Origin of the sequence: Sporofaciens musculi (assembly GCF_009830285.1) — a bacterium.
Lineage (GTDB): Bacteria > Bacillota > Clostridia > Lachnospirales > Lachnospiraceae > Sporofaciens > Sporofaciens musculi.
Genome location: NZ_WUQX01000001.1, coordinates 1711919 through 1733403, shown reverse-complemented (window position 1 = coordinate 1733403; position 21485 = coordinate 1711919). Strand labels below are relative to the sequence as shown.

20 protein-coding genes are annotated in these 21485 nt (G+C 45.6%); 5 read left to right on the top strand and 15 right to left on the bottom strand.

The features are described 5' to 3' along the window. The first annotated feature begins 124 nt into the window (after nucleotides 1-124). Nucleotides 125-571 carry a GatB/YqeY domain-containing protein gene (locus tag GN277_RS08570; protein ID WP_159750686.1) on the top strand — a complete coding sequence of 149 codons (447 nt, stop codon included), beginning with the start codon at nucleotides 125-127 and terminating at the stop codon, nucleotides 569-571. 75 nt (nucleotides 572-646) lie between these two features. Here GN277_RS08570 and GN277_RS08565 read toward each other — a convergent pair whose 3' ends face one another. From GN277_RS08565 to pth, 3 genes are all read right to left on the bottom strand, one after another. Further along, nucleotides 647-1729 (bottom strand): peptidyl-prolyl cis-trans isomerase, encoded by a 1083-nt coding sequence (locus GN277_RS08565; protein WP_159750685.1) that lies wholly within the window; start codon nucleotides 1727-1729, stop codon nucleotides 647-649. A 66-nt stretch (nucleotides 1730-1795) separates the two neighbouring features. Beyond that, nucleotides 1796-5140 (bottom strand): transcription-repair coupling factor, encoded by a 3345-nt coding sequence (gene mfd, locus GN277_RS08560; protein ID WP_159750684.1) that lies wholly within the window; start codon nucleotides 5138-5140, stop codon nucleotides 1796-1798. A gap of 2 nt (nucleotides 5141-5142) precedes the next feature. After that, nucleotides 5143-5730: an aminoacyl-tRNA hydrolase gene (gene pth / locus GN277_RS08555; RefSeq protein ID WP_159750683.1), complete on the bottom strand. Its 588-nt coding sequence runs from the start codon at nucleotides 5728-5730 to the stop codon at nucleotides 5143-5145. A 132-nt stretch (nucleotides 5731-5862) separates the two neighbouring features. On the opposite strand from pth, the gene GN277_RS08550 reads away from it, so the two are divergent. Next, complete coding sequence (locus GN277_RS08550; RefSeq protein WP_159750682.1) at nucleotides 5863-6297, top strand: FMN-binding protein; 435 nt, start codon at nucleotides 5863-5865, stop codon at nucleotides 6295-6297. Between the two features lie 31 nt (nucleotides 6298-6328). Here GN277_RS08550 and GN277_RS08545 read toward each other — a convergent pair whose 3' ends face one another. From GN277_RS08545 to GN277_RS08515, 7 genes are all read right to left on the bottom strand, one after another. After that, on the bottom strand, nucleotides 6329-6592 hold the full coding sequence (locus GN277_RS08545; protein ID WP_159750681.1) for a glyoxalase: 264 nt from the start codon (nucleotides 6590-6592) through the stop codon (nucleotides 6329-6331). Nucleotides 6593-6652: 60 nt separating this feature from the next. Then, the gene (locus tag GN277_RS08540; protein WP_204162715.1) at nucleotides 6653-7300 is read right to left on the bottom strand and encodes an HAD family hydrolase; all 648 of its coding nucleotides are present in this window, start codon (nucleotides 7298-7300) and stop codon (nucleotides 6653-6655) included. 278 nt (nucleotides 7301-7578) lie between these two features. Continuing rightward, nucleotides 7579-8355: an RNA polymerase sporulation sigma factor SigG gene (gene sigG / locus GN277_RS08535; protein ID WP_159750680.1), complete on the bottom strand. Its 777-nt coding sequence runs from the start codon at nucleotides 8353-8355 to the stop codon at nucleotides 7579-7581. 148 nt (nucleotides 8356-8503) lie between these two features. Continuing rightward, entirely contained in the window at nucleotides 8504-9265 is a 762-nt protein-coding gene (locus tag GN277_RS08530) for an ABC transporter permease (RefSeq protein WP_159750679.1), read from the bottom strand. Then, on the bottom strand, nucleotides 9249-10157 hold the full coding sequence (locus tag GN277_RS08525; RefSeq protein ID WP_159750678.1) for an ABC transporter ATP-binding protein: 909 nt from the start codon (nucleotides 10155-10157) through the stop codon (nucleotides 9249-9251). Before GN277_RS08525 ends, GN277_RS08530 begins: the two co-directional genes overlap by 17 nt. Before the next feature lies 1 nt (nucleotide 10158). Beyond that, on the bottom strand, nucleotides 10159-10362 hold the full coding sequence (locus GN277_RS08520; protein WP_159750677.1) for a PLDc N-terminal domain-containing protein: 204 nt from the start codon (nucleotides 10360-10362) through the stop codon (nucleotides 10159-10161). Between the two features lie 31 nt (nucleotides 10363-10393). Next, nucleotides 10394-11509, bottom strand: coding sequence for a helix-turn-helix domain-containing protein (locus GN277_RS08515; RefSeq protein WP_159750676.1), 1116 nt, complete (start codon nucleotides 11507-11509; stop codon nucleotides 10394-10396). A 432-nt stretch (nucleotides 11510-11941) separates the two neighbouring features. Here GN277_RS08515 and GN277_RS08510 point away from each other — a divergent pair, with 432 nt between their 5' ends. From GN277_RS08510 to GN277_RS08500, 3 genes are all read left to right on the top strand, one after another. Next, nucleotides 11942-13210: an ABC transporter substrate-binding protein gene (locus GN277_RS08510; RefSeq protein ID WP_159750675.1), complete on the top strand. Its 1269-nt coding sequence runs from the start codon at nucleotides 11942-11944 to the stop codon at nucleotides 13208-13210. Nucleotides 13211-13289: 79 nt separating this feature from the next. Further along, entirely contained in the window at nucleotides 13290-14171 is an 882-nt protein-coding gene (locus tag GN277_RS08505; RefSeq protein WP_159750674.1) for a carbohydrate ABC transporter permease, read from the top strand. A 3-nt stretch (nucleotides 14172-14174) separates the two neighbouring features. Further along, nucleotides 14175-15023, top strand: a complete 849-nt coding sequence (locus GN277_RS08500) for a carbohydrate ABC transporter permease (RefSeq protein ID WP_159750673.1) — start codon at nucleotides 14175-14177, stop codon at nucleotides 15021-15023. 71 nt (nucleotides 15024-15094) lie between these two features. On the opposite strand, the gene GN277_RS08495 is transcribed toward GN277_RS08500, so the two are convergent. The 5 genes from GN277_RS08495 to GN277_RS08475 all read right to left on the bottom strand — a co-directional run bounded on the left by GN277_RS08495 (nucleotide 15095) and on the right by GN277_RS08475 (nucleotide 20536). Next, nucleotides 15095-16075, bottom strand: a complete 981-nt coding sequence (locus tag GN277_RS08495; RefSeq protein WP_159750672.1) for an ABC transporter ATP-binding protein — start codon at nucleotides 16073-16075, stop codon at nucleotides 15095-15097. After that, nucleotides 16072-17061: an ABC transporter ATP-binding protein gene (locus tag GN277_RS08490; protein WP_159750671.1), complete on the bottom strand. Its 990-nt coding sequence runs from the start codon at nucleotides 17059-17061 to the stop codon at nucleotides 16072-16074. The genes GN277_RS08495 and GN277_RS08490 overlap by 4 nt, the downstream gene beginning before the upstream one ends. Beyond that, entirely contained in the window at nucleotides 17054-17917 is an 864-nt protein-coding gene (locus tag GN277_RS08485; RefSeq protein ID WP_159750670.1) for an ABC transporter permease, read from the bottom strand. The genes GN277_RS08490 and GN277_RS08485 overlap by 8 nt, the downstream gene beginning before the upstream one ends. 10 nt (nucleotides 17918-17927) lie before the next feature. Beyond that, entirely contained in the window at nucleotides 17928-18881 is a 954-nt protein-coding gene (locus GN277_RS08480; protein WP_159750669.1) for an ABC transporter permease, read from the bottom strand. A gap of 62 nt (nucleotides 18882-18943) precedes the next feature. Continuing rightward, entirely contained in the window at nucleotides 18944-20536 is a 1593-nt protein-coding gene (locus GN277_RS08475) for an ABC transporter substrate-binding protein (RefSeq protein ID WP_159750668.1), read from the bottom strand. Between the last annotated feature and the right edge of the window lie 949 nt (nucleotides 20537-21485).

Genomic DNA, 21485 nt, shown 5'->3' with positions numbered 1-21485 from the left:
CGGTGATTTCGTGATTGAATAACTAATTTTTACTGGATATTTCCCCCATACTTCTGTATAATAATGAGGAACCAAACCAGCAGTCTGTCTGGCAGATTGGCTGCAAATACAAGGAGGGATTCACATGAGTAAAATCGAAGAAGTCCGCGGCGATATGGTCAAGGCCATGAAAGCCGGCGACAAAGAAACCAAGGAAACACTGTCTATGCTGCTTGCCGCCCTTAAGAATAAAGCAATCGACAAACGGGACGACCTGACTGAAGAAGAAGAAACTCAGGTAATCATGAAGGAAATCAAGCAGACGAAGGAAGCTTTGGAGATGACGCCTGCCGACCGCACCGAGATGATTGAGGACTGCAACAAACGGCTCGCTGTCTTAGAGCAGTACGCGCCGAAAATGATGGATGAAGCCGAAATCCGTGATGTAATTTCCGCCACTTTGAAGGAGATAGGAGTGGAAGCCCCCACAGCCAAGGACAAGGGCAAGATTATGAAAGTTCTGATGCCTAAGGTAAAAGGCAAGGCCGACGGCAAACTGGTAAATGAGCTGCTCGCCACCTTTATGCAGTAGCTGCTCATTCCCTGTGTATAAAAATGGAAAGCTCAGTCTGTCCTCCAACAGATTAGCTTTCCATTTTAGTTTCTCTTAATCGGCGTTCTCCTCCGCCTCTTTCTTTGCATCCGCCACGTCGTCCGTCTCTACGTTATTAGAATAAGGGTCTTTTACTTCTTCTCTTATGGTAACCTTAAGATCTTTGAAATCTATCTTCTTCCAGACCTCTTGATCCACCTTAATATCCGCATCCTTGCGCCACTCCTTACAAGTATCGGCATACAACTCCTGCTTTCTGTCGTTCACAATGGTATCCTTCCTTGCGTCCGTCGCCTCACGGTCCAGCATACTTGTGACCTTTGCCACATAACAGCCATAGTCCGACTTTACAACACCGGTAATCTCTCCCTCATTTAGCTTGTCTGCTTCCTTAATCAGAGCCTCCGCCGGACTTTTTGACTCGGAATCAAAGGTGCCTTTTTCTACCTCCAACTCCTTCTCCTTGGCATAGGCTTCAAAATCCTCGGCATCCTTCACGCCCTTGGCAAATTCCTCCGCCTTTTTGTCAACCTCTTTCTTCTCCTTATCGGTCATGTCCTTGGTATTACCGTCCTCATCCTTTGTCTTATAGGAAAATAACACATACTGCATACTCTTCTGTGCAGCTTCCTCGTCTGATACCTCCGTATCAGCGCCCTCCTGAATCTTACTTTGCATCTTCTTCTGAATTGCCATCAGTGTCATGACACGCTTTACCGTCTCCTCAGAGCCAGACACCTTCTCCTTATCCTCCAGCGCGTTCACAGAATCGAACTTCTTGGCAGCATCCTCTATGATCTTCTTTTCTTCATCGGAAAGAGACATGTCATAATCCTTCATATGGGCTTCCAGAACCACCATATCCTCCAGACTCTCAAGCACCGAATCCTTTACAGATTCTTCATAGGTCTTCCCCTCAGCCGCCTCACTGTTCCACATATCCTCTCCCAAATACGCTGAATAGTAAGTCTCATACTGGGCCTGCACATACCTTGCATAAAAATTCGCAATGTCAGCCGTAACCTTCTGTTCTCCCACCGTCATAACTACTTCATCTTCTTCAAATGAACTGCATCCGGCAAGAGAAAATACACCAAGCATCCCTGCCATCAACAGCATCAAAAATTTCTTCTTCATCTCTATATACCTCCTTCGTATCATCCCTTAAAGCCTATCGACATACTTCCACATTATATCCCTTTTTTACTGCTCAATCAATCCCTTCATGCCAATTAACACATTTTTCACAACTGTAAGGGCATCGGGGCTTTTTCCCTTTTGCATCCTTCCCTTTTTCTCATAGATAAAACAGGGCTGGTTTCCGTCTGTCTTAAGGGTCAAATCTCCCCGAAATTCATTTATCAGTAAAGGAATCTTCCCTGGCACAAGCTTCGCCTTCTCATACATGGTAAAATAATATGTCTCGCCTTTTTGCTCCACGGAAGTGACATAGACGCTGTGGGCCAGAGCCTTTAAACCAGCCGCCTCCAAAAGCTTTTCCACCTTCTTTGGAATATCCCCAAAACGGTCCGTCAACTCCTCGGTCATGTCTTCCTTTTCATCTTCATTTTCAATGGCTGCAATCCGCTTATAGATATCTAACTTCTGGTACTCATTGGGGATATAGGAATCTGGGATAAACGCGTCCACGTTCAAATCCAGCGTCGTCACATAGGTTTCCTCCTCCATCTCACCCTTTAAGTGGCGAACCGCCTCGTTCAACATTTTACAGTACATATCATATCCCACGGCCTCCATATGGCCATGCTGCTCTGCCCCCAGAAGATTGCCTGCGCCGCGAATCTCCAAATCTCTCATGGCAATCTTAAACCCAGAGCCAAGGTCTGTAAATTCGCGGATGGCCGCAAGACGTTTTTCCGCAATCTCCTTTAACATCTTGTCTCTGCGGTACAGAAGGAATGCGTACGCCATCCGGTTAGAGCGCCCCACTCTTCCCCTGAGCTGATAGAGCTGTGACAGCCCCAGCCGGTCTGAATCGTGAATAATCATGGTGTTGACGTTGGAAATGTCAAGCCCCGTCTCAATGATGGTGGTGGATACCAGCACGTCGATTTCCCCGTTAATAAATTCATACATAATCTTCTCAAGCTGGTGCTCCTTCATCTGCCCGTGGGCAAACTCCACGGAAACCTCCGGAACCAACTTCTGGATATGAGCCGTGACCTCTGCTATATCCTCCACCCGATTATACACATAGTAGACCTGCCCTTGTCTCGCACATTCCCGCTCAATAGCCTCCCGCACCATCTCGTCATTGTATTCCATCACATAAGTCTGAATCGGCATACGGTCATTGGGCGCCTCCTCCAGAACACTCATATCCCGAATCCCAATCAGGCTCATATGGAGTGTACGGGGAATCGGCGTTGCTGTCAGCGTCAGCACGTCCACATTTTCCTTAAGCTTCTTAATCTTCTCCTTGTGCTGTACGCCGAAGCGCTGTTCCTCGTCGATAATCAAAAGCCCAAGGTCTTTGAACTTCAAGTCGTCTCCCAAAACCCTGTGGGTGCCGACTACAATATCCACCAGCCCCCGCTTCGTATCCTCTATTGTTTTCTTCTGCTGGGCAGGCGTCCGGAAACGGCACATCAAATCCACCCTTACCGGAAAATCCTTCATCCTCTGTAAAAATGTATTATAGTGCTGCTGGGCCAGAATGGTGGTTGGCACCAGATATACCACCTGCTTATCCTCCTGTACTGCCTTAAACGCCGCACGAATGGCAATCTCTGTCTTTCCAAAGCCTACATCCCCGCAAATCAGGCGGTCCATAATCTTATGGCTCTGCATATCCCGCTTTACAGCTTCGATTGCCAAAAGCTGGTCCTCCGTCTCCTCAAATGGAAACATTTCCTCGAATTCCTTCTGCCAGATTGTATCCTCCCCGTACACATAGCCTTCTTGCTTCTGTCTTGCTGCGTACAGCTTTACCAAATCCCTGGCAATCTCCCGCACCGCTCCTTTAACCCGTGTTTTCGTCCGGTTCCACTCCTGGGTTCCAAGACGGTTAAGTTTGGGTTTCTTTGCATCCGCATTGGCATACTTCTGAATCAGATCAAGCTGTGTCGCCGGAATATATAAGTTGCCTCCCTTGGCATAGGAAATCTTCATATAATCCTTGGAAACCTTATCTACCTCAATCTTCTCGATTCCCTGATAGATTCCCAGTCCATGATTCTCATGAACCACATAATCCCCTGGCTTTAACTCGGAAAATTCCTGAATTCTACGCCCCTCGTAGAGCTTGCGTTTTTTCTTCTTTTTTACCTTCCCGAAAATGTCTGTCTCTGAGATCACCGTATACTTAATCATCGGGTACTCATACCCTGTGGCCACATGGCCGTAAGCCGTCATAATCTCGCCAGGCGCAGCCTCCCGATTCAAATCATCACTGTAAAAGCTGCTCAAGTTATAGTCTCTTAAGTCCTCCGCCAACCGCTTCGCCCTGGTACGTGAGCCGGAAAGCAAAACCACCCGATACCCGTTTCTCTTTAACCGCTTCAAATCCCGCGTCAGCATATCGAAGCTGCTGTTATACGGATTGACAGTTTTTGCCTGAAGGCTTAGAGAGCCTCTGGTTTCCAGAACTTTACAGCGCATATCCAGCGCAAAAAATCCGATACTGCTGTAAGCGTTCATCTTGCGCAGAATTTCTTCTGTGCCAAAGAGGAGCACCTCCCCCTCCGTCATCTCGCAGCCGTTCTCCACCCGCTTTTTCTGGGCCTCCATGAACTCTGCTTCCACGCCCTCCCCCTTCTCTCGAAGCCTGACAGGTTCATCCAAAAACAAGATGGTTTCGTCCACAGGGAAATAATCCAGAAATGATACCCGACGTTCCCCATCCTGGGGGAATTCCACCGCCGGACAGATAGAAATCTCCGTCAGATTCTCAATCGACCTCTGAGTCTCAACGTCAAAGGTACGAATGGAGTCCACCTCGTCCCCCCACATCTCGATACGCACAGGAAGTTCTTCTGTCAGAGGGTACACATCCAGGATTCCGCCCCGAATGGCAAACTGCCCAAAGCTCTCAATCTGAACCTCCCTGTCATAACCAAGTTCTATAAGCCGTTTTTGCATCTCCCCAAGGTCCAGAGCGCTGTCATTCCTAATATGAAGAAATCTCTCTCCGATTACCTCCTTGGGAGCCAGAGAATCTAAGAAGGCGTCGAAGCTTGTCACAACCGTCATAGGCTTTTCTTCCTCCAACGCCTGAAGGACCTCCATGCGCTGGCGAAGTAACTCCTTACTGCGAAGATCCGCCTGGTAAAACAGCAAATCCTTCGCCGGATACAGATAGGTCTGAGAATCAAGGAAATGGTATTCCTCATAAATCTGCTTTGCCTTAAGCTCACTGGAGCAAGCGATGACTTTATATTTCAAGCCATCGCCAAGGGCATACATCATATGTGTCTTTTGGGAATTGACGCATCCGCAGACACGTATCATTCCCGATTCCTTTGTCCGGTTCTTATAAAGTTCTTCAAACTCCGCCAACTCATTTAACGGCGCGATTAAGGCTTGCATCCTTATGCCTCCTTCTTCGGCTTTACCTTCCTGTTATATAGGTTCATAGCAGGCTCCATTCCCTCCTCAAGAGTCGTCAAAACCGCACAGACCGCCCGCTGGTAGCCTTCCTCCATAAGTTCTCTCTCTGCTTTGGAAAAATGTCCGAGCACATAATCCGCAAGGTCGTAGTTCTTCGGCTTCTCTCCTACTCCCACCTTGATACGCCCAAACACCTCTGTGCCAAGATTCGAGATAATATTCTTGATTCCATTGTGTCCGCCTGCACTTCCCTTCTTGCGGACACGAATCTGTCCCACATCCAGGCTCACGTCATCATAGATTACCAAAAGCTCATCTTCTGGGTCTGACTTATAATAATCCAAAAGCCCACGGATACTCTCCCCGCTGAGATTCATATAGGTCTGGGGTTTTGCCAGAAGCACCTTCCTGCCGCAGATTATCCCCTTTCCGATATATGCCCGATTTTTTCTAGTATCCACAGAAATATTATATTTGTCCGCAAGGACATCTATGACATTAAAACCCACATTATGCCTGGTTCCTTCATACTGCAATGTAGGATTCCCAAGCCCTGCAATGATATACATGTTTTCTTCACCTCGAATTCCTATTATACAAGAAGCAGGTTCATTTGTCACGCAAAAAGAAATGAATAATTTTCCTTCTTTTCTCATACATTATAGAAAACCAAATATCATACCCAATACAGGAGGCAGTTTATGAGTTCCAGAACAAAAATAGTCGTATTGCATATGAAGGAGATTATCTACACGGCGGTATTTGCAGCTTTGGCAGTCCTTTTGATTGTACTGCTTATGTTCATGTTCCTTCCTAAGAATAAAGAGGCCAGAACCAACGAAGAAAAATACATGCCTGGAGTCTACACCTCCACAGTCACCCTGAATAATACCGCTCTTGAGGTGGAGGTCACAGTGGATGAAGCCCACATCAACTCCATTCGCTTCTCCAACCTGGACGAAACCGTAGCAACCATGTTTCCCTTAATCCAGCCGGCGATAGAAGATATTGCAGAGCAGGTATATGACCATCAGTCCTTAGAAAATATCCAGTATTCCGAAGATAATCCCTATACTTCTCAGGTAATCATCAATGCAATCGAAGAAGCGCTGAAAAAAGCCGAAACTACCAAGTAGTTACGGCTTTTTATTCATGCTATATACATTCCTATCCTTCCACAATCAGATATCTTCCTCCAGAAAGGGCAAATACCTCTGACGCTTCCTCTAACTCCTCGGCAGACATTCCCTCCACATCAGCGCCCTCTTCCTTCAAAAATTCCTTCACTTCCCCGATACTGTCCACAACAACCGCCATACAGTCCTCAAGAAATGCCTCTGCTTCCGCAAGCGTCTCTGCTACCGGCTCGTCAAATAACTGTCCCTGCTTTTTAATAAATGTTTTCAGGCAATCTTCATCATACTCATACATCTTCCTTCTTCCTCCCTTTATGGTATTAAGCTGATGACCTTTCGCACCAACGGATGCTTCTTAAATACTAAGCAGCTCTTCTGGCGCGTCAATAATTGTCTCCGCTTCGGCGTCTGCCAAGACCTCTCTGCTGCGAAATCCCCATGAGACTCCAATGGTCCTGACACCTGCATTCTTCCCTGTACGGATATCTACCTCAGAATCACCCACATACAGACATTCTTCTTTCGCTACGCCAAGCGCCTCCATTAATCGGTACACCCCTTCGGCAGAAGGCTTCCTGGCAATCCCCTCCTGCTGTCCCTGAACGCAGTCAAAGACATCCTCTCCAAAGACCTCTCTGACCACCTTCACTGTCTGCAGATGTGGCTTATTAGACAGGACCCCAAGCCTCATTCCCCGTCTTTTAAGCTCAGCAAGCATTTCCCTGACACCTTCGTAGGGTGTTACATGATATGTACAGTTGGCGTCAAATATACGTCCATAAACCTCCATCCCCTCGTCAAGCCTGCTGCCGTCTGTTTCACCTGCCGCCTTAAGGGCTTTTTCCATCAAAGCCCTGGCGCCGTTGCCTACAAACCTGCGGCATTCATCCGACGTGATAGGCGAAAGTCCCATCTCCTTTAACGTCTCCCCTACCGAGTAAGCTAAAGATTCCAGTGTGTCAGTCAGTGTTCCGTCTAAGTCAAATATGCATGCTTTCATCATATAAATATCCTCCATGCCCTAATCATAGTATAGACCCTGGAAAAATGCAAGTGGGAACGCACTCTTTTTCCAAAGGTAGCGCGTCCCCATGTTACTGTTCACACCCATGGTGTTCACAGTAACGAATCCGGCCTATTTAAGGTTGCCTTACGGCAAGAGGCCGGATTCTGCCCCCATTACCATACTGGCCTGTAGCCGTGCAGCGTAGTGCACGGCTCAGGAGTGAACAGTAACGTCCCCATTACTGTACTGGCCTGTAAAATATAAATTTTAACATATCAGGAGAGATACTGCTTCATTACCCGAAGGGCATTCTTCTCAAGCCTGCTGACCTGGGCCTGGGAAATCTGAATCTGCTCAGCCACCTCCATCTGGGTCTTTCCCTCGAAAAACCGAAGCTTAATGATATACCTTTCCCGCTCTCCAAGATGCTCCATGGCAGCCTCCAAAGACAGGTCCTCCACCCATTTTTCTTCTTTATTTTTCGTATCGCTGATCTGGTCCATCACATAAAGGGCGTCCCCTCCGTCATTATAGACCGGCTCCTGCAGGCTCATAGGCGCCTGGATTGCATCCAGGGCAAACACTATATCCTCCTTGGAAATCCCAATCTCCTCCGCAATCTCCTGAACCGTCGGTTCCTTTAGATTCCGTTTCACATAGTTTTCCTTTGCGTAAATAGCCTTATACGCAGTATCCCGCAAAGAACGGCTGACACGGATGGAATTATTGTCCCTCATATACCGCCTGATTTCACCGATAATCATGGGTACAGCGTAAGTAGAAAACTTCACGTCAAGTTCTGTATTGAAATTATTAATCGCTTTAATCAGACCGATACATCCGATCTGAAACAAATCGTCAGGGTTCTCATTGCTTGCCCCGAAACGCTTAATCACACTCAGCACAAGCCGGAGATTGCCCTTAATATATTCTTCCTTCGCCTCTGCATCCCCCGCCTTGATTCGGGCAATCAAAGCCTCCTTTTCTTCTTCCTTAAGGATTGGTAGCTTCGCCGTATTCACCCCGCATATTTCTACTTTTCCCTGTGCCATAATAAAGAGCCCTCCTACCAGATAAATGATTTTGAATCTTTGTATAGTAAAATGATTCTCACTTGGAGGGCGTCATATTCCCGAAATATAAAAATAAAAAAAGTTTTAGTCCTTGACATGGATAAAATCCATATGCCTTACATTACTTTCAGAGCTGTTTCCTGTCAAAACATACCACAGCCATACACATACACAAAAAAACCAGAAGCCCAGAAGTCACCGCACTGGCAATATAGTCTTCCACTTCACAAACCTGCTGCAAAAGAGCCAGGCCCTCCATCAGCTTCGCCGGAAGAAAAGAGGCGAGCTTTGGGAACATCCCCAAGAGATAGACCCCCATAGCTACGCCCCCAGTTCCCAGAAGTACCTGGGAGCTGCTTTTTGCAAAGGCAGAAAAACAAATCAGAAGCCCAATCACCCACACACCGAACAACCAGGTGCAGGCTGCGGCTGCAAACAGATGCCCTGCAATGCTGTTATCCCAAAAATATTCATTATACCCGTAAGTAATCCCGAAACAAAGCCCATACATTACCGTCCACATGCCATACAGAAGCAGCGCCTTAGCCGCCAGAATCTTTCTGCGCGAAAGCCCTTTGGTCACTACAGGAATGAACGTTCCCTTCTCGTATTCACCGGTAAAACTGCCGCTGCACACCAAGACGAAAATAATCAATGCCATAGGAATATTTTTATAAAACTGCACCCAGGAATCCATAGCATCCACAGTGACCTCCGAAGCCACAAGCCCCATATCCGTCAGGGATTCTGACATAATCTCCACAAGCCATGGGGTAAGCTTCGCAAGCGCTGGATTCATGATTCCGAATACTGTAAAGACTAGCAGCAGAACCAGAAACCGTCCGGTCCTGCTCCATTCCAGCCATTCTTTTTTAAGAAACGCTCTCATTTAATACCACCTCCATAAATAAATCCTCCAATGCTGCCTCCTGCCTTTCTATGCGCAGGATTGCCATGTTCTTATCCGCAATGAAACGCAGAAGGTCTGGCATACCTTTTGTATCCTCCAATAACAAGCTATTTCTTCCTATTCCTTTTAAGAAGGGAAATACAGACCTAAGAGCCTTGGCATCCTGTGCTCTCTCTGTCTCAATCTCCATGGCCGCCTCCTTCTTCCTCTTGCGCACCTCCTCAAGAGAGCCCTGAAGCACAATCCTCCCCTCATGGAGAAATGCGATTTCATCACAGATATGTTCAACATCCGAGAGAATGTGTGTGGAAAAAAGCACCGTAGTCTCCTCCTTTGCCGACTCCAGGATGTGCAGCAGCTCTCTGCGTCCCACAGGGTCAAGGGCAGAGGTGGGCTCATCACAAATCAGCAGCTTGGGACGCCCAAACAACGCCTGGGCAACTCCAAGCCGCTGCTTCATACCGCGGGAAAATCCCTTAATCCGGCGTTTCTCTCCTTTAAGCCCCACCAGACAGAGCATCTCCTCTGTTCGGCTCTTAATCTCCTTCTCTGTCATGCCGGCGATTTTCCCGCAAAACCCTAGATATTCCCCAGGAGTCATGTAGGAATAGAATTCCGGCACGTCCGGCAGATAACCCACATAACGATTCGTGGTCGTATTTCCATAGCGGACAGGCAGCCCGTTTATTCGTATCTCACCGCCGTCCGCACAAAGCAGTCCAAGTATGATCTTCATAGAAGTGGTCTTTCCTGCGCCGTTTTGCCCCACGAATCCGAACACCGTATGCTCCGGAACTGAAAAGGTAACATCTCTTAATACTTGTTTTTCACCAAAATGCTTTTCTACATTGGAAAGGGTCAGCATATCCATATTAACTGTCCTCCTTTCCCAGCAGGAAATACAGAATCGGTCCGATAAACTGCATTCCAACCAATGTGACGACAATCCATAACCCTCGGCTTCCCCGCTTATAAGTCTTATGGGTCAGGATATGGTAAAGCGTATAAGCTAACAGACCAAACTCCGCGATTGCCAGTGGAATAAAAAACGGTAACAATTCATACATATCAGGCATTATTTTTTCCTCCTCTTTTTGAAGCTAAAAATTAGTTATTTGTAAAGCGACGCACAAGCCTTTGAAATTCTTTTCTCTCCCTCATCCCATAAAAAGCCGGATGCCCTAGTGATTCCCCTACATTTTTATAGATAAAACCTCTATCCCTTGGCGCCATATTTCCTAAGGGAAGCCTCTCAATCCACTCATCCAGCAAATCGAAATATTCATCCCCATGGAGTGTAATCTCCTCTGCTTCCAAAAGGCGGCTTATACATTTCTCAAAAGCTCCAAGAGCCTCCAAAGCTTCATCCCACTTCTCATTTACTGCGTAGACCAGGGCTGACTGGAAATAAAACTGTGCAGCCATATTCGGGTGCAGTACCTCCAACTGGTATCCTCTCATCAGACCTTTCAGTCTGTGAATCGTTTCTTCACACCGCGGCAGGTCATCTTCATACAGAGCAAGGGACAGCATCCCATCTCCCACCATGTTTAACAGTCCCAGATATTGTCTCGCCTGGACATAGCTTCTGGCCTTCTCCCTCTCTCCTACCATCTGGTATGCCTGAACTAAAAGGCCGCTATCCTGTCCGGCAAGACGTTCTGGTTCTGCTGCCGGCTCTAACAGCGCAATGGTCTCCGCGGCCCTCCCCATCTGCAGGTTCAGTCCTGCTTTTACCACTAAAGCGCTGCCGCACACTCCTACATCACTGCAATTCTCTAAGATGTGGTCACACCAGGCATCTGCCTCCTCAAGAAGCTTAAGCTGTTCTTCCCTTGTATCTGCCAGCATAAAGTGGTTCCAGTAAAGAATACTAAGCTGTAACAGAAAAGGATAACAGGAGTAATACCGATGTGCCAGACTTCGCACCTTACCCAGAGCCTCATCAAAGGGAAGCTTTGCAAAATCTCCTGATAACTCTCCATAGCGGCGGCGAATCTGCTCACGGGAAAGCTGGGGCTCATACCCAAGCAGTCCGTCTACGGTCACGTCAAAAAATGTCGCCAGCTCAAGCACCATCAACAGATCCGGCGTGCTCTGAGCATTCTCCCACTTAGACACAGAAGCTTTCGTCACCCCCAGAAAATCCGCCAGCTCCTCCTGCGTAATCTTCCGCTCATGCCGTAATCGGGCAATGTTATCTGCCAAATCTAATCCATACATACTATCTTCTCCTATCCAAATGTATTTCTTACATCTCTAATTATAATAAGAGTATCCATGTACAGCAATCGAATGTACCGATACTTTAGGAAATAAAATCAACTGTCAGGAAACACAACTGCATGCTTGCGTAATAGAACATTTTCCCAGAAGCTGGTACCCGAAACGGCAAAATAACACTTGTCCTGCACATATCTAAGTTATATATTTTAATCCACCCAAAATATCTTTAAAAACTTTAACAATATTTATCAAAAATCACATTAAATTACATTTGTAACCTTCTCTATTTTCGTTATTTTGTATAATAATTTATTATCATTTTTTATTTTAATATTCATATTGACGAAACCAAAATGACATGGTATACTCCCTTTAACAACATTAATTCTGACGAACAGAGTCAGACAATCAAAAGGAGGTTTTTTAGTTATGAAAAAGTTGGTAGCATTATCCATGATCCTTTCCATGATGTGTGGATTGGCGGCATGCAGCAACAGTGGATCATCCGATGGGGGATCGGACTCCAAAGATAAGGGGAAATCTGATGGAAAAGTTTCTATTAATGTCATCGCCGCACAGTACGGTCAGAACACAAAGACATGGTGGGAGGATTTCGTTAAGGATTTCAAGGCAGAGCACTCTGACATTGATCTTACGGTAGAGGTTGAATCTTGGAATGATATTTATACAGTAGTGAATACTAGGATTTCCAATAATGATGCGCCTGATATTTTGAATATCGACGTATTTGCCAACTATCAGGCAGACGATCTTCTGCTCCCCGCTGAGGATTTCGTATCCAAGGAGACTTATGACAAGATGTATCCGGCATTCTTAGAGCAGTCTGATGTAGACGGTACAATCTGGGCGATTCCTGATTTGGCTTCCGCTCGTGCGCTGTATTACAATGCTGATATCCTGGAGGCGGCCGGTGTTGAGGTTCCTACCACATGGGATGAGCTGACAGAAGCTTGTAAGAAGATTAAGGAGCACGACTCCAATATCTATCCATGGGGCATTGATATGACCACTGACGAAGGACAGGCGGCTTTTGCTTACTACACATGGAACAACGGCGGCGGCTTTGTAGACGAAGATAATAACTGGGCGCTTAACAGCGACAAGAACGTTGAAGCCATCGAATATGCCGTGAACATGGTGAAGGAAGGATATACCAACAGTGACCCTGCCAACGACACACGTTATGACCTGCAGGATATGTTCGGTGCAGGACAGGTTGCTATGATGATCGGTCCTAACAGTATCCCTACATACATTGCTGACGGCGGTTATTCTATCAATTATGCAGTTGCTCCTATCCCGACGAACGGCGGCGTTGATTCCGTTTCCGCAGGTGTTATGGATCGTTTCATGTGCTTCGACAATGAGTATTCTGACGAGGAACTGGAAGCAATCAAGACATTCTTCGATTTCTTCTATGAAGATGCTCGTTACTCTGAGTGGGTTCTGATGGAAGGTTTCCTTCCCGCAACTTCTACTGGCGGAGAGATTCTTGCAAAAGAAGACGAGAGTATGGCTAGCTGGGTTGATATCGTAGGAAGCTGTAAGTTCTACCCAACCGCAAAGACTGAATGGGATGATGTAAAACAGGGCGTTATCAATGTTGAGCAGCAGGCATTACTTGGGGGCAATGTCAAGGAGCTGTTAGACGAACTTCAGAATGAAATTGCAGAATAAGGATTTCATAATTACCCCGCAGCTTACTGCGGGGTTTTAAATTTAAATTTATTTTCGAGATTAAAAGGGAGGTGTCTCCGTGAAAAACAAAGCATATCGCAAGGTAGAGCCTTATATCTGGATTCTGCCAAGTATCATCCTAATGGCAGTTTTTATCTTAATTCCAATTATCTTCGTCTTTAGGATGTCGTTAAGCGAAGTCAGCAAGGCTGGTATCATCCGAGGATTTTCCGGTTTTGCCAACTTCACCAAAGTAATGAACAGTTCCGCGTTCAAGCTGGTTCTTCGCAACACCATCGTCTGGACCGTTGCTGTTGTGGTTCTGTCCACGGTACTGGGCTTCATACTTGCCCTGATACTGAACAACGAATTCCGCGGACGTAAGATTGCCAGAGCCGTTATGGTTTTCCCGTGGGCCACAACACTGGTTATCCAGGCAAGCGCGTGGAAATTCATCATTGACACTGACTATGGTACATTGAACACTCTGCTGCTCAGGTTTGGTCTGATAGACCATTCTATCAACTGGACTCCTACTGCGGAGGCATATTTTATGTGGGAGATTGCCTGTGGTATCTTTGTAACCATTCCGTTTGTTACGTTCTGCGTCCTCTCCGGTCTGCAAAGTATTGATACCACTTATTATGAGGCTGCAACGGTAGACGGAGCTAATTACTGGCAGCAGCTTTTCCAGATTACCATGCCTCTGGTTCGTTCTTCCCTGACGGTAAGTACGGTGTTGAACATTATCTATGTTTTCAACTCCTTCCCCATCATTTGGACGATTACCAAGGGCGACCCTGCCAACCATACGGACACATTGGTTACATATCTGTATAAACTGGCATTCTACAATGGTAAGCAGGGACAGGCAGCCGCGGTTTCCGTTATCGGCTTTACAATCCTGTTAATCTGCGCCAGTGTATACATGGTCTACACCCTGCGGAAAGGAGATGAATAATATATGGCAAATAAATCAAATTCTCCAAAAAGAATCCTTCTGCGTATCCTGCTGTACATCGTTGTAGTCATAGTCTGCATTGTTACGCTGTATCCTTATTTTGCCATGTTCTGTACTGCTCTTAAGAACAGGGCGGAGATCTTCTCCATGAACGGCACCATACTTCCCATTACGGCGGTTTGGTCCAACTTTATCGATGTTTGGCATCGGGCGCCTATGGCCAATTACATGCTGAACTCACTCATGATTGCCGGCGGCTCTACGATTATTGCCATGCTTTGCGGAATTCCTGCCGCATATGCCCTTGCACGTATGAAGTTCAAAGGCCAGACGATTTTTTTGGGATTTGTCATCGTTTCCCAGATGTTCGCACCTGTGGTACTGTTGATTGGTATCTATAAGGTAATGTCCATCTTAAGTCTGACGGACAGCATCATCGGACTGATTTTCATCAATGCTGCTTTTAACCAGGCGTTTACCATATGGCTGCTGCGCGGAACCTTCATAGGTATTTCCGTAGAGATGGAGCAGGCGGCCACCATCGACGGCTGTAACCGTCTCCAGGGCATGACAAAGGTTCTGCTTCCTGTGGCTGCTCCTGGAATCGTAACCACTTTGATTTTCATCTTTATTAATGCATGGAATGAGTACACGGTTGCGCTGTGTTTGATTTCCACAAGCGAGCGTGAACCTCTGACTGTGGGAATTAATGTATTTAATGGATACAATATGATTGAGTGGCAATATCTGTTTGCAGCGTCACTCTTTGCGATTGTTCCTGTTGTAATCCTGTTTATGGGTATTGAAAAGAATCTGGTCAGCGGACTTGCCTCTGGCGGTGTGAAGGGCTAGAATAACAAATAGTCAACATAAAGACAAAATACATTGGGAAAGGTTAAGTACCTTTCCCAATTTCAACTCTCTTATCCCAATTTCTCTGCAAAATGGCATGCCACAAAATGGTTATCATCCATCTCCCTAAGCTTCGGACATTCTTCCCTACACCTCTCCTTCATATATGGACAGCGCGGTGCAAAATGACATCCCTTGGGCACATCCATAGGACTTGGGAGCTCTCCCGTAAGCTTAATCCGTTCACGTTTGAGCGCTTTCTTAGGATCAGCCACCGGAATCGCGGACAATAAAGCCTGGGTATAGGGATGCATGGGATTCTCATACAATTCATTACTCTTTGTGACCTCCACCAGATTACCCAGATACATCACGCCAATCCTGGTACTGATATAACGCACCATAGACAGGTCGTGGGCCGCAAACAGATAGGTAAGCCCAAACTCCTCCTGCAGATCCTCCAGCATATTCACCACCTGCGCTTGAATGGACACATCCAACGCCGCAATCGGCTCGTCACACATAATAAACTCTGGATTAACCGTCAGCGCCCTTGCAATTCCAATCCTCTGGCGCTGCCCGCCGGAAAACTCATAGGGAAACCGAAGCAGCGCCTCTGACTTCATCCCAACCTTATTTAGAAGATACTCCATCCGTTCTTTCCTCTCTCCCTCGGTCATTCCAATCTGCTTCATGGGTTCACTTAGTATTTCTTCCACATTCCAGAAGGGGTTAAGCGCGGAATAGGGATCCTGGAAAATAATCTGCATCTTGTTCTGGAACTCTTTCAATTCCAAAGCCTTTGCGTGAGTAATGTCCTTACCCTTATAGATAAGCTTTCCGCCCGTCACATCATACATACGAATCAGCGTTCTTCCCAGCGTAGATTTTCCACATCCGGATTCACCCACAAGACCGAAAGTTTCTCCTTTACGAATCTCAAGGTCTATTCCATCTACAGCCTTCACATACCGCGTTTTTCCTCCTAAGAAGCCTTTCACGGGAAAATATTTTTTCAACTCCGATGCAGAAATCAAAATCTCCTGACTCATGCTCTTGCCTCCTCCCGTACATTTAAGAAACACATTGCACTGTGCGTCTCGCTGAATTGCTGATATTTTGGCCTTTCTTCATGACATCGTTTAGACGCATGTTCGCACCGCATAGCAAAGGGGCAGCCATCAGGCGGATTGCTAAGGGAGGGCGGAAGCCCTTCAATGGATTGAAGACGTTCTCCCTCTTTTAAGTCCAAAGAAGGAATCGCCCGAAGAAGGGCCTTTGTATATGGATGCTTTGGCTCGTAAAATATCTCCTCTGATGTTCCGCACTCCATAATCAGCCCTCCATACATAATCGCAACCTTGGTGCAAACCGTCGCCACTACTCCCATATCATGGGTAATGAGCACAATCGACGTTTTATATTCCTCCTTAAGCTCCTTGAGCAAATCTAAAATCTGTGCCTGAATGGTTACGTCAAGGGCCGTCGTCGGTTCATCCGCAATTAAAAGCTTCGGCTCGCACGCAAGAGCCATTGCGATTAGAACCCTCTGGCGCATGCCTCCGGAAAATTCATGAGGGTACTGCTTTAATCTCTGCTCCGGCATAGGAATTCCCACCTTTTTAAGCATCTCAACAGCCCTTCTGCCTGCCTCTGCTTTAGAGCATCTGCTATGACGCATAATTACCTCCTCCAACTGCTTTCCAATCTTAATCAGTGGATTTAACGCAGTCATGGGGTCCTGGAATATCATGGTCATATCCTTTCCCCGCATTTTCCGGTACTCCTCCTCCTTAAGCCCCAAAAGCTCTGTTTCGTTTAACTTCAGACTGTCTCCTGAAACCTCTGCATTTTCCGGAAGAATCCCAAGTACTGCCTTCATAGTTACAGATTTTCCGCTTCCAGACTCTCCAACTAATCCAAGGAGTTCACCCTCCTCAACCGAAAGGCTTACTCCGCGTACGGCATGAACCTCCTGTCCACGGCTTTTGAATACAGTCCTTAAATTCTCCACTTCCAATATCTTTTTCTTATTCATTTTTCTCACCTGCCGTTATCTTAGGTTCTACGAATACACGGAGTACATCCCCTAACTTATTAAAGGAATATACTGTCAAAATAATCAGGATTCCAGGGAGTACCGCCATGTAAGGAGCTTTCTGCAAATACTGTTGTGAGCTTTGCAGAAGGCTTCCCCAGCTTGACATAGGAGCAGCCACGCCGATTCCCAGGAAGCTTAATGCGCTTTCCATCATAATCGCACTGGCAATCTCCGCTGTCGCCGCTGTAATGATGGTCGGAAATATAGAGGGCAGCACATGGTTTGTCATAACCTGGGCGGGATTCCTCCCAATAAATCTTGCATACTGCACATATTCCCTTTCTTTAGCTGATAACACCTCCGAGCGCACCAATCTGGCAATCCCCATCCAACTGAACAGACCAATCACAATAATAATAGAAAAGAGTCCTCGTTTGAACAAAAGCCCGAATACAGTAACCATTATAATCCATGGAATCGATGAAAATACGTCTACCAGCCGCATAAGCAGGCTGTCCAGAAGCCCGCCGAAATATCCTGACATCATTCCCACCGTCACACCGATTACGATGGACGTAACCATTGCCAGCACGCCCACCAGAAGAGATACTCTTCCTCCGTACAATACACGGATAAAATAATCCCGCCCCATCTCATCTGTACCAAACCAGTGGTTTTTAGAAGGATACTCAAGCTTATGGGTTACGTCAATTGCGTCTGGGTCTACATTTACAAATACTACAAATATACTGATACATATGATTAGACAGAGATACACAGCGGCAAAAATCGCCTGCTTGTTATGCTTGAATTCATATATCACATTTTCCAGTCTACGATTCTTTTTCTTCATGCCCTCACCTCTATTTTATCGTCTTGATTCTCGGATCTGTCAGACAGTAGAGAACATCCGAAAGCAGGTTGCCAAGAATTACCAGGGTTCCGGAAAGTACAAGGATACTCATTACAATCGGATAATCCATTGCCGAGATTGCTTTCACAAAATAAGAGCCAATCCCTGGCCATGAAAAAATTGTTTCTGTAATTACCGCCCCTGTCACAAGCATTGGGAGCGCCATACCAAGCTTTGTAATAAGGGGAATCAATACATTTCTCCCCACATGCTTGAATAAAATCTCTGTCTTTTTGGCTCCGAATGCCTGTTGTACAATTACATAATCTTCCTTGAGCTGCCCAATGGTAGAGCCTCTCACATAGCGGGTCAGATCCGGCAGAAAGCCTACTGTCAGCACGATGTAGGGCATGACAAAATGCTTCATAAAATCTGCAAATGAATCCTCCATCCCAATAGTATGCATCCCCATCAACGGGAAAATCTTAAACTTATATCCCAAGAAATACATCACAATCATGGCAAACCAGAAGGTAGGCATAGAGATTCCCACTGAGCAGAAGCCGTCAATCAGTTTGTCCTGCCATTTGTTTTTGTGGCTTCCTGCCAATAGCCCAAGCACGATAGAAAGAAGGTATGCGCTTAGGTAGGACGGCAGCACCAGCTTAATCGTAGCCGGAATCCGTATCTTTAGGTCATACTTAATACTGGTATGGGACAGAAGTGAATATCCGAAATCCCCCTTCAGAATATTTCCCACCCACCGTCCATACTGCACAATCATCGGATCATTCAGACCATAGGCTTCCCTCTTTGCCTCCACTTCTGCCTTGGTCATATCCGGCGTTGTGATGGAGTCAATGGCGTCATAGGGCGCCAGATTAATCAGAGTAAAACAAATGAGAGTGATAAGCAGTAAAAGCGGAATCGCCTGCAAAATACGCTTTACAATGTACTTTAACATATTTCCTCCTACTAATATCTAAAAAAGGGAGACATACTATGCCTCCCTTTCACCATACACTGTTATTTCAGTTCCAGTTTAGACAAATCTCCAAATGTGTAGATTGGTACGAATTTTGCTTCTTCAAGACCGTCTACACGGGCAGTCGTTACAAGCGTCCGTAAGTTGGAGCCAAATGGATAAAAGATTGCTTCTTCTGATACCTTTTTCTGAACTTCATCATAGATTTCTTTTCTTTCGTCCTCATCAAGAGTACCATTTCCATCGGCAAATAACTGGTCAATCTCTGCATTGTTATAATTAATCATATTGTCTTTCGTTGAAACAAACAGAGAAGAATAGATATCCGGATCTACTCCCATAACGTATCCGCCAAGGAAGATATCATATTCTGTATTCTCATTGTCATAGGCCACCTTCATGTATGCCGCCTGGTTCATGCCTGCCAATTCTACCTCAATACCAATCTCTTTCAACTCTGCCTGGATTGTAAGACCTTGGTTTGTCTGAACCGGATCTTCTTCCACATAGCAAAGCTTCAACGCTTTTGAGCCGTCTGCTGTCAACTCCTTTGCCTTGTCCAAATCCTGCTCCCATTTCTCTACATCATCACTGTAATAACTGTTGTTCGGAGGCAGGAAGGAATATCCCAAATCAAAGAACTCCTTGTCCGTATAAGCGGCTACCATGATCTCCTCGCGGTCCATAGCATACAGGATCCCTTCACGATAGGACTTTTCCTGCATATTGGGAGACTTTGGGTTCAGCCTCATATAAGCCACCCGCCCCTCGCTGTAGTTGGTGATATTGAAGCCGTCATTGTCCTGGTATGGGTCTAACAAGTCCGGAAGTCCAATCCATGCGTCAATCTCACCGTTCTGCAGAGCAAGGGTAGCTGTATCATTGTTCTCAATAATCCGGTAAACGATGGTATCAATATTCGCCTCACCATTTGCATAATTGGGGTTTTTCTTGAATTTGAGATGTTGTCCTGTCTGATACTCCTCAAGCACATATGGGCCTGCCCCAACAACCTCCTCCTCAAGCATATTAATATCAAAGGTATTCTTTCCTTCAAAATAATGTTTTGGAAGGATACTCGCCTCAGAGGACAGCATCTCCATAGCGCTGGCGCATACGGAGGGAAGCTTGAATTCTACTGTCAGGTCGTCCACCTTCTGAAACTGAATCGGTTTACCCCCGATGAACAGATTCTCTGTCTGCTTATTCTGTTCCTCATAAGTATAGATAATGTCATCTGCTGTCAACGGCTTCCCATCACTCCATTTCAAGCCTTCCTTTAGCTTCATTGTATAAGTTAGTCCGTCCTCTGAGGGCTCCATACTCTCTGCAAGAATATAGTCAACCGTTCCGTCCGCATAAATATAATATGCCGGTGAGTACAGAAGATGGCAGGTCATCAGTCCCCATCTGTCGTCTGCCGTAAGTGGGTTCAGAGTGTTACCTGTGTCGCCCCCAATAGCGTATGTAAAGACACCCTCTGCTCCCGTTGTTTTCGTTCCTCCTTCTGTGTCGCTGCCTTCTAAAGCCGCTTTTGATTTTGCTTCTTCTTCTGGATCGGAGCTGCCGCAGCCAGTGAAGGCTGTTACAGCCAGAGCGGCGCATAGCAAAATACTTACCAGTTTTTTCTTCATCTTTTCCTCCTTTGAATTTTTCAATACTTCTTAGCTTATCTATTGTATCTTAGATTTACTCTGACTGTCCAATCGTTAAAAAATATGAATGAAGGTCATTTATTTATAAATGCTATACATAGGTTCTCATTTATAATGGCTTCTCCGTCCCTATTGAAAACATTATATCTCTGTCTATTATTTTGCAGCCGGAACCTCTATTTCAAGGTCACTCAGCCCAAAAGTGGCCCACGGATGGATATATCCGTACTTAAGGTCTGCCATGCGGCGCCCGTCAATCTCTTATAGAATTCTATATCTATATCACTACTTTTTAAATAAATATGGGGGTGAATTTATCTATACATTTTTCTTGTATATCAATTACCTATGTTCAAATCAAGAAGAATGACTATACTTTTATTACATTTCAAGATAAGTTCTATAGCTATCTATTAAATATCTTACCTCCAACATGGGAACAACCCAGAGAGGATTACAAGCGAATTCAAAGCTCCTTATGACGAATGGTAAGTTTTACATCGTCAAAAAAAGGTACAAAAGATATAATTGAGCAAACAATGGAGTACAATGGTGAAATACACTGTTATCGTACAGATAGATAGGTAAGGCAATGATATAAGCGAATATAACAAGTATTTTAAGTAGTTATCGGATAATTTAATATATTCCAAGATACAAGTTTATACATACACAAAGGGGTTTGAAATATTTTCAAATAAAGGATATAATGTATATAATCGAATTAGGGGTAAACTTCGGATAGTCCATAATTGCCTTTCCCAGAGAAAGCAATTTGGTAATATGTCAAGAGGAAAATGAAAAAGATTTTCTTGGAAAAGGGTAACCTTAATAGACCTACGGCCTATTTAGAACGTAAGTTCGATATGCGGTATGGATTACCAACTCTTTTCCGGAGAGTAGAGTTGGCCCTTGTCCAGCAGACCAA

Coding starts and splice junctions, on each gene's coding strand:
- GN277_RS08510 (WP_159750675.1), top strand. CDS start 11,942: ATGAAAAAGTTGGTAGCATTATCCATGATCCTTTCCATGATGTGTGGA.
- mfd (WP_159750684.1), bottom strand. CDS start 5,140: ATGCAAGCCTTAATCGCGCCGTTAAATGAGTTGGCGGAGTTTGAAGAA.
- pth (WP_159750683.1), bottom strand. CDS start 5,730: ATGTATATCATTGCAGGGCTTGGGAATCCTACATTGCAGTATGAAGGA.
- GN277_RS08480 (WP_159750669.1), bottom strand. CDS start 18,881: ATGTTAAAGTACATTGTAAAGCGTATTTTGCAGGCGATTCCGCTTTTA.
- GN277_RS08570 (WP_159750686.1), top strand. CDS start 125: ATGAGTAAAATCGAAGAAGTCCGCGGCGATATGGTCAAGGCCATGAAA.
- GN277_RS08490 (WP_159750671.1), bottom strand. CDS start 17,061: ATGAATAAGAAAAAGATATTGGAAGTGGAGAATTTAAGGACTGTATTC.
- sigG (WP_159750680.1), bottom strand. CDS start 8,355: ATGGCACAGGGAAAAGTAGAAATATGCGGGGTGAATACGGCGAAGCTA.
- GN277_RS08515 (WP_159750676.1), bottom strand. CDS start 11,509: ATGTATGGATTAGATTTGGCAGATAACATTGCCCGATTACGGCATGAG.
- GN277_RS08475 (WP_159750668.1), bottom strand. CDS start 20,536: ATGAAGAAAAAACTGGTAAGTATTTTGCTATGCGCCGCTCTGGCTGTA.
- GN277_RS08495 (WP_159750672.1), bottom strand. CDS start 16,075: ATGAGTCAGGAGATTTTGATTTCTGCATCGGAGTTGAAAAAATATTTT.
- GN277_RS08485 (WP_159750670.1), bottom strand. CDS start 17,917: ATGAAGAAAAAGAATCGTAGACTGGAAAATGTGATATATGAATTCAAG.
- GN277_RS08520 (WP_159750677.1), bottom strand. CDS start 10,362: ATGCCTGATATGTATGAATTGTTACCGTTTTTTATTCCACTGGCAATC.
- GN277_RS08525 (WP_159750678.1), bottom strand. CDS start 10,157: ATGGATATGCTGACCCTTTCCAATGTAGAAAAGCATTTTGGTGAAAAA.
- GN277_RS08550 (WP_159750682.1), top strand. CDS start 5,863: ATGAGTTCCAGAACAAAAATAGTCGTATTGCATATGAAGGAGATTATC.
- GN277_RS08565 (WP_159750685.1), bottom strand. CDS start 1,729: ATGAAGAAGAAATTTTTGATGCTGTTGATGGCAGGGATGCTTGGTGTA.
- GN277_RS08500 (WP_159750673.1), top strand. CDS start 14,175: ATGGCAAATAAATCAAATTCTCCAAAAAGAATCCTTCTGCGTATCCTG.
- GN277_RS08545 (WP_159750681.1), bottom strand. CDS start 6,592: ATGTATGAGTATGATGAAGATTGCCTGAAAACATTTATTAAAAAGCAG.
- GN277_RS08530 (WP_159750679.1), bottom strand. CDS start 9,265: ATGAGAGCGTTTCTTAAAAAAGAATGGCTGGAATGGAGCAGGACCGGA.
- GN277_RS08540 (WP_204162715.1), bottom strand. CDS start 7,300: ATGATGAAAGCATGCATATTTGACTTAGACGGAACACTGACTGACACA.